Origin of the sequence: Clostridium sp. HBUAS56017 (genome assembly GCF_007115085.1) — a bacterium.
Lineage (GTDB): Bacteria > Bacillota > Clostridia > Clostridiales > Clostridiaceae > Clostridium > Clostridium cibarium.
In genome coordinates this window covers 41,039-55,231 of record NZ_SULK01000014.1, presented here as the reverse complement: position 1 = coordinate 55,231, position 14,193 = coordinate 41,039, and the positions used below count along the sequence as shown (strand labels likewise).

At 28.9% G+C, this 14,193-nt stretch carries 10 protein-coding genes; all 10 read right to left on the bottom strand.

Translation table 11 applies throughout. The features are described 5' to 3' along the window. Complete coding sequence (scfB, locus tag FAY47_RS12805) at positions 1–1,371, bottom strand: thioether cross-link-forming SCIFF peptide maturase (protein WP_143317216.1); 1,371 nt, start codon at positions 1,369–1,371, stop codon at positions 1–3. 82 nt (positions 1,372–1,453) lie between these two features. Then, positions 1,454–1,591, bottom strand: a complete 138-nt coding sequence (scfA, locus tag FAY47_RS12800) for a six-cysteine ranthipeptide SCIFF (RefSeq protein ID WP_143317214.1) — start codon at positions 1,589–1,591, stop codon at positions 1,454–1,456. Between the two features lie 173 nt (positions 1,592–1,764). After that, a complete protein-coding gene (locus FAY47_RS12795) occupies positions 1,765–2,061 on the bottom strand; it encodes a hypothetical protein (RefSeq protein WP_207706242.1) in 297 nt (98 codons plus the stop codon). Between the two features lie 33 nt (positions 2,062–2,094). Beyond that, on the bottom strand, positions 2,095–3,297 hold the full coding sequence (locus tag FAY47_RS12790; protein WP_143317210.1) for a DHHA1 domain-containing protein: 1,203 nt from the start codon (positions 3,295–3,297) through the stop codon (positions 2,095–2,097). Between the two features lie 48 nt (positions 3,298–3,345). After that, complete coding sequence (locus tag FAY47_RS12785) at positions 3,346–4,791, bottom strand: PLP-dependent aminotransferase family protein (protein WP_143317208.1); 1,446 nt, start codon at positions 4,789–4,791, stop codon at positions 3,346–3,348. A 128-nt stretch (positions 4,792–4,919) separates the two neighbouring features. Continuing rightward, positions 4,920–7,082, bottom strand: a complete 2,163-nt coding sequence (locus FAY47_RS12780) for a hypothetical protein (protein ID WP_143317206.1) — start codon at positions 7,080–7,082, stop codon at positions 4,920–4,922. A 185-nt stretch (positions 7,083–7,267) separates the two neighbouring features. Further along, entirely contained in the window at positions 7,268–8,062 is a 795-nt protein-coding gene (locus tag FAY47_RS12775; RefSeq protein WP_143317204.1) for an EcsC family protein, read from the bottom strand. A gap of 187 nt (positions 8,063–8,249) precedes the next feature. After that, complete coding sequence (locus FAY47_RS12770) at positions 8,250–10,826, bottom strand: alpha-amylase family glycosyl hydrolase (protein ID WP_185966826.1); 2,577 nt, start codon at positions 10,824–10,826, stop codon at positions 8,250–8,252. A gap of 234 nt (positions 10,827–11,060) precedes the next feature. Further along, a complete protein-coding gene (locus FAY47_RS12765; protein WP_143317200.1) occupies positions 11,061–13,112 on the bottom strand; it encodes a methyl-accepting chemotaxis protein in 2,052 nt (683 codons plus the stop codon). Between the two features lie 162 nt (positions 13,113–13,274). Continuing rightward, entirely contained in the window at positions 13,275–14,159 is an 885-nt protein-coding gene (locus tag FAY47_RS12760; RefSeq protein ID WP_143317198.1) for a LysR family transcriptional regulator, read from the bottom strand. Positions 14,160–14,193: the final 34 nt, after the last annotated feature.

The following is a 14,193-nucleotide window of genomic DNA, read 5'->3' as shown; positions in this document are numbered from 1 at the left end:
TTATTCTTCTCCTAGAGCTTCTGCCTTAAGAGCAATTGCACATTCAATTCTCTTCTTTTGCATCTTACATCCAATTTCATATGGTTCATTCATATCACCATTGAAAGCTACATTATTAGCTTGACATCCACCACTACAGTAGAATCTTGCCCAACACTTCTTACACTTAGGTTTGTTATATATGTGAGCCTTTTTAAAGCTCTTAGAAAGTTCTGAATTAAATGTATCTTCATATATATCCCCAAGTTTAAATTCTTCTCTACCAACAAATTGATGACAAGGATAAACTTCACCTTGAGGAGTAATAGCTACATATTCAAATCCAGCTCCACAACCTGATATTCTCTTATAAACACATGGTCCACCTTGAAGATCTATATTAAAGTGATAGAAGTTAAATTCATCTTTTCCTTCTTTTCTTCTCTTTCTCATATCTTCATAAAGCTTGTCATAGTTTTCAAAAATAGTAGGAAGATCTTCTTCTCTTAAAGAAAGTGTATGCTTGTCTTCAAGAACAACTGGTTCTATTGATATTTCTCTAAAACCTTCATTAAGCATAGAAACTACATCTTCATAGAAATCTGTGTTAGCTCTAGTGAAAGTTCCTCTTACATAATATGTCTTACCTTTAGTTCTCTTTGAAATCATCTTCTTAATATTTGGAAGTATATCATTATAAGAACCGCTTCCATCTGCTTTTATTCTTACATTATCATTTACTTCTTTTCTTCCATCTAAAGAAAGGATTATATTACCCATTTCCTTATCCATAAAGTCCATCATTTCATCAGTAAGAAGTGTAGCATTTGTAGTCATGGTAAATCTAACATTTTTCCCCCACTTCTTTTCATTATCTCTTGCATACTTTATTACGTCCTTAAGAGTGTCCATGATCATAGTTGGTTCTCCACCAAATAGATCTATTTCAATATTTTTTCTAGGACCACTTCTCTTAATAACGTAGTCTATAGCCTTTTTAGCTGTTTCTAGGCTCATAACTCCTTTGTGTCCATGATATTCACCTTCATCAGCAAAACAATATTTACATCTTAAGTTACAACCATGTATTACATTTAAGCAAATAGCTTTAATATAATCTCTATCATCCATTGAACTATGAGCTATTTCCTCATATTGATCCTTAGAATAAATAACTCCATCTTCAGCTAATTCTTGAATTTCATCATAAGCTTCAGAAATGTCTTCTTCTTTATATTTATCCTTAAGAGCATGTAAAATCTCTATTTTAGTTTTTATTCCTTGATCCTCTAATATATCATAAACAAGTTCGTCAACTATATGAACTGCTCCAGAGTTTACATCTAGAACATAATAGTTTCCTCCTTGCTTAAACTTATGTATTCGTGCCATATCTCTGCTACCTCCAAATGGTTAAAAATTGAAACATAGATTTAAATCTCGTGACTTAATGTCACGAGATTTTTTCAATGTCTTAGTTTTCGCACTCTAAGTTTGCTACTGTACAAGAAGTTTTGCAAGCTGATTGACATGAATTAGCGCATTCTTTACAACCTGGCTTACATAAGCTGTTCTTTATGTTAGTTTTGTTAACAGTTTTAATGTGTCTCATTTGCTCTAACCACCTTCCTATATTTCGTTGATATTATACCATATGTGGTATATACATGAAACATTAATTTAAAAATTTGTTAAAATAGGATGAAAATATTCCAATTATCTTCCAGTATTTGTACAATAAAAACTTATTCTTCTAATATAATTGTATTATTTAACAGCTTGTATTTATTCCTGAATATTTTCAATTAAATTTATAAAATCTTCATTATTCTTTTTTTCTAAATATATATTAATTAAAAGATCCATAGGCATTTTATTATATCCCTTAGTTCCATTAATTAAAATGCTACCTAAGCTATCTAGAAATTCTTCTTTGCTTTTATCTAATTTTTTAATTAATTGATTTCCTTCAAATTCAACTAATTCCTCTATAAGTTTTTCCTTAAGATTCTCAGTAAAATTTTCAACTTGAACTTTTTCTTCCTCATTTAAACCTGAGGTATCGTTATGTAAAAATTTCATAATATCCATTGTCATAGAAATTCCTTTCTTAGCCTAAAGAAGCTCCTTCACTTTTCTTAATGCGTAATCCATAGCATTGTCAAGATTTCCTATATTCTTTCCGCCGCCTTGAGCTAAAGTTTTACTTCCTCCGCCTCTTCCATCTATTAATGAAATAGCATCTTTTAATAAACTTCCAACATTAACTGTTTGAAGATTTTTAGATGCACTAAATAAAAGATTAGCACTATCACTATTTTTTGTAGCAAATAGAACAACAACACTATCATTAGCTACAAGCTTTTCAGCAAGTTTGTTTAAATACTTCATATCTTCATTACTGTAAATCTTTTTAATGACAGATACATCTCCATACTTCTCCCCATCATTGATAAGTTCTTTGACCTCAAATTCTGATAATGAAGCCTTTATCTTTTTATTTTCTTCTCTTGCCTCGCTTAAACTATTTTTTAAGGCATTTAAACTCTTTACAGCTTCATCTGCCCCTGTACTTAGGATTTTAGAAAGTTCATCTAATATAGCATCTCTATCTAATAATTCATGAACTGCTCTTTTCCCTGCCAAAAAGTAAATTCTAGTATTTCCTTTATGTTTTTCACAACCCTTTATCTTAATCATTTGAAGTTCCAATGTATTGTTAGGATGAACTCCACAACAAGCATTAATATCTAAATCTTGTATTTTTACAACTCTTATAGTTTCATCGTTAGTTGCTAAATCTCTTCTAAGCCCCATGGATTTTGCTTCTTTTCTACTTGTCATCATAAAAGTAACTTCATGTTTTTCACCTATTACTTCATTAGCTACTCTTTCTGCTTTTCTTATTTGCTCTTCTTCCATAAAACCAACTATATCAACATAACTTATATCTTTTCCTAAATGAATACCTGCTGTATTAGCATTAAAAATGCTAAAAAAACATCCTGATAATACATGTTGACCTAGATGTTGTTGCATTCCATCTAATCTTTTTTCCCAATCAATAGAACAAGAAACACTTGTATTATCTAGTTTTTTATCAATAAGATGATAAATCTTATCTCCTTCTTCTATAACATCTAATACATGAGCATCTTCAATAGTTCCTGTATCAGCAGCTTGACCACCACCACCTGGGAAAAATGCTGTTTTATCTAAAAGAACTAAAAATTTATCATCTTTTTCTTTTACTTCTATAATATTTGCCCTAAACTCCTGTATATATTGGTCTTCATAAAATAATTTTTCTGTACTCACCTTTATACCTCTTTTCCTTTACTTCTATTATTATATTATATACCATATTTAACTTAATTCTCTTATTCCTTCACCAATAATCTTAATACCTTTTACTATATCCTCATCTTTTACCCTACCAAAACCTATTCTTAGAGAATCTTTCCCCTGACCATTTTCAAAGAAAATATCCCCTGACATAAATATTACACCTCTTTTATAACATATATCTAAAAGTTTACGGGCATCTAATGAATTCTTTAACTTAATAAATACATGAAGCCCACCTTCTCCAGTAACATAATCATAATCTATATATTTTTCAATACTCTCCATTACAAGGTTATACTTATCCTTATAAAACTTTCTTACATTTCTAAGGTATCTATTAAATGCTCCACTTTTCAAATAATAATAAAATGCACTTTGATCTAAAAATGATGAATGAATTGTCCTACCTCTTTTAACACTTTCCAAAGTGTCAATTAAATTTAAATCTCCAAGAATCCACCCTATTCTAAGTCCCGGGAAAAGAATCTTTGAAAGACTACCTATATAAATAACTCCATTTCCCTCTCCCCCTAGGGCTGCTAAAGGTTTGGCTGGAGAACTGGAATATAATAATTCTTCATTAAACCCATCTTCTATTATTGGCACTTTATATTCTCTGCATAATCTCATTAATTCCTTACGCCTTTCACCCTTTGTAACAATTCCTGTCGGATTGTTATAGCTTGGAATAAAATATCCAAAGCTTGGTGAATATTTTTTAATAGCTTCTTCTAATTCTTTTAATTTTATACCATCCTTATCCATAGGAATTTGTACTATCTTTAACTTATGTGATTTTATAATTTTAAGAGCCGTATTATGAGTTGGCTCTTCACAAAGAATTACATCACCTTCTTTAGTTAGTGATGACAATATTATATCAAAAGCTTCTGTAAAGCCATTAGTTATTAAAATATCTTTATTATACGTACTTACGCCCTTACTTTCCATATAGTGAGTAAAATAATCTATAAGGGGCTTATATCCTTTAGCATATCCATAATTTAATAGATTTTCTTGTTCAAAATTCCATGCATCCAAAAGTGCCCTCTTAAAATCATCCACATTAAATAAATCTTCTTCCGGTGCTATTGACTTAAAAGAAATCATTCCTTTTTCATAACTTAATTCACTTTTAATAATATCTAAGTTTCTTAATGTATTTCCATAAAAATTTACTTTTTTGTTCCAATCTATATCATAGTCAAAACTTTCTTTATGTCCATCTATAGATACAAAAGTTCCCTTACCTCTTTTGGTGGTTATTACAGCTCTACCTTCAAGTTCTTCATAGGCAGCAATCACTGAGTTTCTGCTAACATTTAGAAATTTACTTGCTTCTCTTGTAGAAGGAAGTTTGCTACCTTTAGTAAGCTCTCCCTTTCTTATCCCCTCCAATATATGCCTCTCAAGTTGTGTATATATAGGTTCATTTTTATTTAATTCTAAAGTTGAAAAAATCATCTTCTCACCTCAATTTAACTTCAAGTACCATTATACCAAGCAGATACTATATTTTTCAAACATATGCAATTAGATTAATAACAAAAATAAACTGTGGCTAGTTTCTTAATATGCCACAGTTTAAAAAATTAATAATTATTATGTGCGTAACAAACCTTTTCAAACAATTCATATAGCTTGCAAATTTCTCTAATAACCTCTTCCCCAATTAAATTTTTATAATTACAAAACTTGAATTTATGATTGCAACTTTTAAATATATTATTAATTATGCTAATTGAATGGACTATAAATTCCATTTTAGTCTTTGTAAAATCACTATATTTTTTATCTAATATTTTTAAAATTTTCAGCCATGAATCTAAATTAATTACAAATAATAATTGAAAGTCTAAATTAACTTGGTTACTATATATTTTATTATTAAACTCTTCTTCAATAATAGAATCTTCCTCCAGTTTATTTGCAACTTGATTTTTATATAAACTATACCCTATTACATTTAAATAATTAAATTCATAGTTATTAAATTTATTAATATCCTCAGTTGTAATAAACTCTTTATTTTCACTTTTTACCAATCTTAAATACATTATATTCGAATCAATCATTGGATGTAATAATACTGATAAAAGATAACTGTCTATATATCTAAAGCAATCTTTGAATTCTTCTAATGAATAACTTTCATCCACTGAAATCATTCTTGAAATCTCTTTACTTTTTTTATTTAACTGAAGGGAAAAATAGTTTCCAATAAAATCAAAACCTGTATTATTTAAAAGTTTTTCTGGATAAATATAATACATCTCTAAAAGTCTCAATGTATAAATGCTTTTAAATATTTCAATAAACTTTCTTTCTTTATCTGATTCTATTAAATTTTCATAATTTTTTATCCATGTTATTATATCCCCTAAATTAATCCTACCTTCTTCTATTAATAACTTATTTTGCTTAATAAATAAAATATTTTCCCATAAAGCCTTATGAATATTTAAGTCATTTTTCTTTCTGTATAATAGCTCATTAATATATATTAAAGATTCTCTCTTCAAGTTATTAAACTCACTTTTTAATATTGTCTTTAAAAATTTTCTATGATTTTCTTCATTTATATACTTAATTATTTTTTCTTCATAATATATAGTAGTAATTTTCAACTTTTTCTCATAGGTATATTCATCTTTAATGGAATTTAAAAAGATAACTAAATCTATTATCTTATTTAGGTTATTAGGTATAATAACTTTATAATGTTTTTGTGTAAAAATTATATAGCTAAGCTTCCTAAATAATATGTTTATTAAATTCTGCTGAGCCGTTTCTCCCTCCATATCAAATATATTTTTAAAATATTTTCTATCTATTTTTAACTTTAAATTTTGTAAATTTATACTTGGCATATAAACCCTTCTATCAAAGGGAATTACATCTTCTAAAAAGAGTCCTATATTATTTTCCACCTCTTTATTAGAATTTAAGGTAACTAAAACAATTACTCTTGGAATAAAAAAATACTTTCTAATATCTTCCAAAACTTTCTTCATGGCAGTTAGATTTTCCTCTAAATTATCAATTGAAATTACTAGAAAATTATTATTTTCAGTATGTCTATTCATATATTTTACATACCTTTCAATCAAATTTGCTATATGTTCTTTTATTGAAATAGCTGAGGACACCTCCATTATAATTTTAAGTTCAGTTTCTTCCCCTCTTCTTATTCCTTTAATTAAAGAAATGTCATTATAAACCTCTTGAAAATGATTATCTAGATCTATCATTTCATCTAAGTTATTTTCAACCTTTTTTTCCTTAAACGTTTTATACATACTACATACTATTATTTCCAATATAGATTTCTCACCTATTATACATCTAGCATCTATAACGCTGATAATGTGAAAATTATTATTCTTTATCTTTTTATATTCATCAATATTTATATCTTTCAAAATATCTTCATTTAAACTATTCCTAAAACTTTTCATAGCTGTAGTTTTTCCTGAACCCTGGTTTCCTAGAAATGCAATTATATTATTATAATCATAATTTTCAAGAAAATCTTGCTCCTTATGTTTTTCATGATCAATAATTCTTTCTAGTATTTCTGCCGCCATCACATAAACATCTTCAAAAACAGACTTCTGGATTTCATTAATATTTTCAATCTTAGTTTTAAAAACACATTCTTCATTAATAATTAACCTTTTTACTTTGTCGATGCCCCCCATGGCTTCTTTCTCTTCTAATAGTTTCTTCTCTACTCTTGTGCTTTGTTTGTTCATTTTTTCCCCCTTAAAACCCCCCAGGTTTCGCAATTTTCATCCTTTTTATGTTTATTATGTACTTTTTTATTATATATACCATATTATAGTATATATTTTTCTCAATATAAAGCTTAAAAGAAAATTTGAAATAACTCATAACAAAAAAGGTATGTGCATCCTACATTTACACATACCTTTTCTTTCTATTCATTTAATATTTTGCTTAGATATCTCTTTTTATATTTCAATGCTGCAAACTTACTAATTTTATTTATAACCACATAGTTAGTTACACCGCCTATAGCCCCAACTAAAGGAATCCCTTGAATAAATTTAGCTGTTACCATTCCTTGTGAAAGGCTATCAGAAGCCTTTTTAATCTCATCATCCATAATGTAATTTATATTCAAATCAAGGTCTATCTTCTTAGCTAATTCATCTAGTTTACTATTATATTCGTCTTTTAATTCTCCCTTTAATAAAGCCACCGTAATTAAATTTAAAATATATACCTTCTCTTCTTCTCTTTCGTAATTAAATCCATAACTTAGAGAAATTTCATATATTGTCTTTAATATCATAACGATGAATAGTGGAATGTCAGGTAATCCTATACCTAATATTCCTAGAGTTCCACCTTCCAATGTTGAAATAGTTGAATTAAGTAAATTACTTTTCCTTGCTTTCTTATCTATTAACTTTATAGATTTCTTATTAATTCTCTTTTGCATTGAATAATTATTAATATCATGTTCTAGTTGTATTTTTTCCTTATCATACATCTTTTCTATATACTTAGTTCCCTTATTTAAAACTATTTTAAACCCATTATAAAAAGCAACATCTAAGGTTGATTTTAATTTTTTTGGTATCTTAGCCTCTACCTTTTCAACTAATGGGTTTATCTTTTCTTTAATTAATTTATTTTCTTTTTTATCTAAAATCTTTTTTTCTTCCTTATTTAATTTTTTTATCTGCTTATTTAATATTTTATTCATATATACCTCTCAAAGTAATATTCTGCAAACTTATCTTTCTATATATTATACACTTTTTTTCATTATAAAACCCAGTATAACTAAATAATTATTTTTTGTGTCTTTTCATACTTCCAGTACTTTTCCCATGCTAACATACCATAAAAATAAAACTGCATATTTTAATAAAACATGCAGTTTATAATAACTATTTTAGATAACTTCCATTTTCACCAACCTTGCCTGGAGCCCCATTGTTTTCCAAATCTAAAACAAAAACTCTCATATTGCCCTTTCCAACGCTAGGGGTAACTAAAGTTCCATTTGTTACATTTTTAGTTTCTCCAGTGATAGCATCAACATACCTTCCATTTGGTATATTGTTAAAGGTTGCTCCATCAGTAATTGAAACTAATGCAAAACTATCTATTCCCTGACTGTTATTAGTATAACGTCTCTTAAATGCCATACTTCCATTAACACCATCTATAGAATATTCTCCTTTTCTCAAAGCTGGTATCTTTCTTCTTAGTAAATTTAGTCTTTGTATATGCTTTGCTAAAGGATAATTCAATGTATCTTTCATTGCACCAGTAGCCGAAGAATACTGTGCAAAATCATCCACTTTTACATCACCTTCAATTTTATCTCCATAATATGCTCTACCAGTTTTACTTAATGGCGCATTTGGACCCACATCAATAGGAGCTCCCTTCATAAATTCGATTTCACTTCCATAATAAATTGTTGGTATTCCTCTAAAAGTGAACATTAAATTTAAATTTTCAGCCCATGTATCCTGTGATCCAGCAAACCTTTGATTTTCTGGTGCCCCATCAGGAGCATAATCATGTGAATCTACATAAGTAACATTCCATGTTGCATCACTGTACCACTTATCTCCATCTAAAGCTGTATTATAAGCATCATGTGCATTATTAAAATTCCAATGCATCGGAAAATCAATTACATCTAACCCTGATCTTATATTATTATTTGGAGTATGATAAGTATTTCCATTTAACAAATGATTATCACTAGTTGGCTGATTGCTAACTTGTTTATTATCATTCCAATTCTGCAAAGTACTATTCATCCTATCTTTAAAGTTAGTAGTCCATGAATATTCCTTTGATTCCTTCCATGTGTAAAATGGTGTGGAAACAGCTGGAATGTTATTATTCCATACTTGTCTATATCGAGTTGCAATCTCTCCAAACATAAAGAAATTGTCGCCACCTCTTTCTTTAAAAGCTGGAATAAACTCCTTATTTAATGTGAGCCTAGAAATATGCTTCGCTGTGTCTATTCTAAAGGCATCTACCCCCATATCGATATACTTGTCATAAGAATCGATTAAATATTTACTAACTATTGGATTTTCCGTATTCAAATCAACACAGTCCCCTGCAATTTGACCTGTTTGAACTGTATATCCTTCCCAATCCAAGCTTTTTTCATGATGATAAATATTGTTGGTATCATTCTTATCTTCCTTCATAGCAGAAATTCTTGCCTGATACTGCTGATCAGGGTTTAAAGAATCGTAATTACTTGGAAGTTTTTTATCAATATCTAACTTTTTTAAATTTGAAGCTGTATCTTTAAGAAGTTTATTTTTTGCAAATAGCGGAAATAAATTTTCCTCTCCAAAATTACTTGTATGATTCAATACAATATCTTGAATGACTTTCATTCCTTTACTATGTGCTGAATTAATTAAATCTTGATAACTTGCTCCATCTGATTCATAACGGCTATCAACTTTACTAAAATTAATGGCATGATATCCATGATAATCATATCCACTAGCATTTTCTACTACTGGACTAATCCATATAGCTGTAAATCCTAAAGCCTTTATATAATCAAGCTTTTCTATTAATCCTTTAAAGTCACCTCGCCATGCAGGATCAGAATCTGGATTACCTGCCTTTCCATCGTCCCAACAATGTGTATTATTGCTCTTATCACCATCATAGAATCTAGATGTCATTACAAAATATATTGTCTCATCTCTAAAATCTGTTCTATTGTCAGAATCAGGATTTGGTTTTGGTCCTGGACCGGGATCTGGTTTGGGATCTGGGTTTGGGTCTACTTCCGGATTACTTTCATACCAATTATTATCTTTATACCACCATTCTCCTTTTGTTCTACTTAAATCAGCTGTTTGATTTTTTCCATTATTAAATATTAAATTAGTACTATCAACTCCTTTTAATTCATAACCGTACCAGTCATTACCTTCAGAACTCATTTCATCTCCAGGCCAACCACTTTTTAATGATCCTGGGGATGCATTCCAATAATATATTTTACTTTGTCCCCATGTACTCTTAAAATGGACTTTTACTGAAGTCTTAACATTATCCGTAGTTAATGGATCAATAAAACTAACACTTCCATCTTTTTTGATCCATATATCCTTCTGTGTTCTGAAATCGTTTCCGGAATTGCTTAATTTTTTACTCCAGGTTCCGTTATTAAATAAGAATTGAACATCTTTTGAATTTAAAGTTTTCTTGTACCATCCTGTTCTATACTCTTCTAATTCCCCTGGAGATTTTGAAAGTTCTGATGTATCCCATTTACTAGTGCTTAAATCAGAATCATACCATATCCAAATATTTTCCCAATCTTCAGGTTTCTCTACATATATATTTACCTCATTAGTTCCTGCAAATACTTTGTTTCTAATGACAAAATTACTATCAAATATTGTTGTAATTAAAATTGCAAATACTAGCACCACTATAGGAAATTTTTTAACAATTCCTTTCATACTAAATAGTACCCCCATTCAAAATTTCACTAATTCTCACAAAGTTCTCATTTGCGGAATCGTTACCATTTTTTAATATTTTAGTGCAAGCGCTTTCACAACTAAACTATAACATAATTTACTTTATGTGTAAACGTATAAATTGAATTTATCTAAAACTTTATAAAAAAACTTGTCCTATTATCAAAATAGAACAAGTTTTATCTACTAATCTAAATTTACCTATCTATATAATTAATTTTTATCGAATAATTTGAACTGTCCAATTTCTTCTGAAAGTTTATTAGCCATTTCTTTTAATGTTTCTGCATAGCTTGTTAACTCTTCCATTGTAGCATTAACTTCTTCTGCAGATGCAGTTACTTCTTCTGATACTGAGGCAGTTTCTTCTGACACTACAGAGATATTTTCCATCTTTTCAATTACTGCATTTTTATTTTCGTACATTTCATTGTTTAAGGAAGCTATATTTCTTATACCATCTATTAATGATGTAACAGAATTTAGTATGTCTTTAAATATAACTTTAGTATGTTCAACAGCTTCATCTTGCTCAATTAACATATCCGTACTTTCTTTCATAGCACCTTCTGCTAAAGTTGCCTTAGTATTAATTTCTTCTACTATCTTTTTTATTTCATCTGTAGAATTCTTCGATTGTTCTGCAAGCTCTCTTATTTCCTCAGCAACTACTGCAAACCCTTTACCTGCCTCACCAGCCCTTGCCGCTTCTATACTTGCGTTAAGAGATAAAAGATTGGTTTGCTCAGTTATTTCAGCAATAACATTTGATATATAGTTAATCTTTTCAATGCTTTTTGACATCTCACCTACTATATTAGTAGATTTTTCAGCATTTTCCTTAGTCTTTATTGCTTTATTTACTAATTCATCAAGTATTTCTATTCCTTTATTACTAAGTCTTTGAGTTCCACTAGACATCTCATTTATCTTATTTGTATGATTTGTAGTTTCTTCTAAACCTTTAGCTAGATTATCTACTTGCAAATTTGCTTCCTCTGTATTTTCCGCCTGCCTTGTTGCTCCTGTAGCTACTTCTTCTATAGCTTTGGCAACATTTGTAGCAGATTCTGCAGTTTCTTCAGACATTAAGGTTATATTATTTGATGCTTCAAGTAAATCTCCTGTTGATTTCTCAACATTTCTTACTAATGTTGAAATTCCATCAACCATAGCATTAAAATTGTTACCTAAGTCACCAAATTCATTTTTAGCTGTTACATTTATTTTTTCCGTAAAATCACCATAAGCTACTTTTCTAAGTCCTTTATCTATTTTATTTATTTCCTTCATTAAATAGATTGATACGAATGCAGCCATAGCTATTCCTAGACAACCTGCAATTACTATTGTTACTACACTGTTTAAAATAAATGAAAAAGTTTCTTTAGCAATTTCTCCATGACCTACTAAGCCAATAAGCTTCCAACCAGTAATTTCATCAGTTTTTTCAGTTATATATACCTTTTCACCATTAGCTTCAAACTCATAACTACCTTCATCTTCGGACTTTGCATTTTCCCAAAATGGCAAACCGCTTATATCCTCATCCACAAACTTATTTTTGTCATTATTAACTAAAATCTTCCCTTTATCATCTGCTAGTACTGCAAATCCTGTATCTAATAATCCTATATGTTGAATAAATTCTTCAATCTTGCTAAACTTTACATCTATAGCAACAACTCCCACTGTATTGTCAGATGATTTAACCTTTTGTGATATAGTAATTATTATATCTCCTGTTTGTTTATCTTTTCTTGGATCTGAAAATGTAGCAAATACCTTATCTCTTCCATTGGCTTTTATAGCTCTTTCATACCAAGCTTCAGATTTTGAATCAATTCCTACATCCATACTATTTTCGCTATTTACCTTTTCTCCTTGTTGAACTAACTTAATATTTATTAATTTTCCACCTTCTGTTGCATAATATGCTCTAATAGCTCCATCTGTTGTTTTAGTAGCGGCAACAAGAGAATTTTGTATTGATTCAACTGTTTTATCATTTGCCTTGTCATCTTCAACATGTTTAAACTCATCTTTACGAGTTAATGCATCCATCTGTTGAGTTAAGTTTTTCAAATATAATTTGAATCCATTTTTACTTTCTCCAAGTGTTTGAGCGCTTGTTAGTTTTAAGCTCTCTTCCTGCATATTTTTTGATTTTTCTATAGCTATAATTCCTGATGATATTAAAGGAGCAATTATAACAATCAAAAAACATACTAAAAGTTGCTTTCCAATCCTATTCTTCTTTTTCATATTCCCCACCTTTTTCCTTTTATTCTTTAAATCCAGAACTTGTATACTACAATTTTACATTATTTCATTTTAATCTTCAATATATTTCCTTATCATTTTACAAGTTATTCCATTAAATTAACTCTATTCAAAATAAAAAGAATTGCCTACGTTGGAAATTAACTAACCTAAGCAATTCTTACAATTTATAATTATATTTTTTATTTTTTCTTCTTTTACTGTCGTATAATGCTTCTTTTTAAAAGCAAGGGAAATATAAAATTTAATAGAGTTTTGTAACTTCACTTTTTTTATACTAGTCATATCTTTCACAGCCATCTCTATCATAATTCCTATTCCAAGGCCTGATGATATCAGAGATTTAGCTGTTTGAATTTCATCAGTATAATAAAACTTGTCCGTAGAAACACCATGTTTATAGCATAACCTTTTTAACACTTCATTATGTAAATACTCATTTCCAAGTGCTATAAACTGTTCTTCTACTAAATCTTCGAAGTTAATTTCCTCACTGGTAGCTAGCCTGTGATTTTTACTCATGCATACAACAAATTTATCTACTTTTAATATTGTAGCTTCTAAATCACTATCTTTTAAAGGTGCAAGAGATCCAATAAATGCCATATCAACATCATTAGATAAAACCTTATCTATCATAGCAAGAGATCCAGTCTCTATTAATTCAATATTATTTGCTAACTGACTTTTAACAATTTCTTCCATTATATTAGGAAAGAAATATGCACCTATCATAGGAGGAACCCCAAGTTTAATGTTACTTCCACTTATTTTTCCTATTTCCACCTTTGTCTCTTTAACCTCATTTAATATGTTATTAACATGCTTTTCTAAAATCTTTCCAGCCTCTGTTAAAGAGATTTGCTTTTCAGAATTGTCCCTAATAACAAGCTTAGCATCTAACTCCTTTTCAAGCCTCTTTAAAGCTATTGTTATAGAAGGTTGAGATACATATAACTTTTCTGCTGTTCTAGTAAAATTCTTATATTTACATAAATAATGAAAATATTCTATATCCTTTAAATTCATAAATATACTACTCCTTTAAAGTTTAGAATACACC